The organism is Micrococcus luteus (genome assembly GCF_022664405.1).
Classification (GTDB): Bacteria; Actinomycetota; Actinomycetes; order Actinomycetales; family Micrococcaceae; genus Micrococcus; species Micrococcus luteus.
Window position 1 is genome coordinate 1 of sequence record NZ_JAKRLB010000047.1, and the last position, 1,297, is coordinate 1,297.

1 protein-coding gene is annotated in these 1,297 nt (G+C 69.4%); it reads left to right on the forward strand.

What is annotated here, in order from left to right; genetic code table 11:
- Positions 1–1,083, forward strand: coding sequence for a cytochrome b/b6 domain-containing protein (locus tag MF605_RS11850; protein ID WP_339328588.1), 1,083 nt, complete (start codon positions 1–3; stop codon positions 1,081–1,083).
- Positions 1,084–1,297 lie beyond the last annotated feature (214 nt).

Genomic DNA, 1,297 nt, shown 5'->3' on the forward strand with positions numbered 1-1,297 from the left:
CTGGCCCTGCTCGACGACGCGGCCCACGGCCGGCACCGTCCGTGGCGGTGGCCGACCGGCGCGGAGGGACGCACCGCGTGGATCATCGAGGCCGCGGGAGGTCGCGCGGAGACGCTGGCCGCCGTCGCCGGCACGCCCGCTCGGGCCGCGGAGACGGACGCCGCCGAGTCCGCCGCCCCGTCCCGTCTGCGCAAGGCGCTGCCGGCGGTGGCCGGCGTCGTGGTGCTGGCGCTGCTCGCGGTGCTGGCCGGACGCTGGCTGCGGAGCCTGGACCCGGTGGCGGACTTCATCGCGACCTACGACGGGCACCCGGTCCTGCCCGAGGGCACCCCCGAGGGGATGCCCTGGTGGATGGGCTGGCAGCACTTCCTGAACATGTTCCTGATGGTGCTGATCATCCGGACGGGCCTGCAGATCCGCCACGAGACACGGCCTCCGGCCAACTTCACGCCGACGAAGGACGGCCTGTTCTCCGCGCGGGGCAACACCCCGAAGAAGTTCTCGCTCACCATCTGGATGCACCAGGCCCTCGACGCGCTGTGGTTGCTCAACGGCGCGATCTTCGTGGTGCTGCTGATCGTCACCGGCCACTGGGCGCGGATCGTGCCCACGGACCCGCACGTGTTCCAGCACGCCCTGTCCGCCGGCATCCAATACCTGTCCCTGGACTGGCCCACGGAGAACGGCTGGGTGCACTACAACGCGCTGCAGATGCTCTCCTACGCGCTGGTGGTGTTCGTGGCCGCCCCGCTCGCCGCCCTCACGGGCTGGCGCATGTCCTCGTGGTTCCCCACGGAGGCCAAGGGACTGAACAAGGCGTTCCCCATGGAGGTGGCCCGCAAGGTGCACTTCCCGGTGATGGTCTTCTTCGTGGCGTTCATCCTGGTGCATGTGTTCCTCGTGGCCTTCACGGGCCTGCTGACGAACCTGAACCACATGTACACCTCGCGCGGCGGCGCCACCGACGCGTGGGGCCTCGTGGTGTTCCTCGTGAGCGTGGCGGTCACCGCCGCCGCCTGGTTCTTCCTGAAGCCCGCCTTCACGGCCCCCGTGGCCTCCCGCTTCGGCACCGTGGGCCGCTGAGCCGGCCCCACGACGGCGACGCCTCCTCCTCCCCGGACTTTCGAACGTGATGTCGGGGGAATGAGCGCTTTTGAACGTGGGATAGGGGGTGGATTCAATCGGTCGTCGCAACACCCTCTCGGAATCACTGGAGGTATGGGCGATGGCAAGCAAGGACTGGGCGAGGAAGATCAGTGACGTGCCCGAGGGGACACGTCGGCAGTGGAGAGCGGAT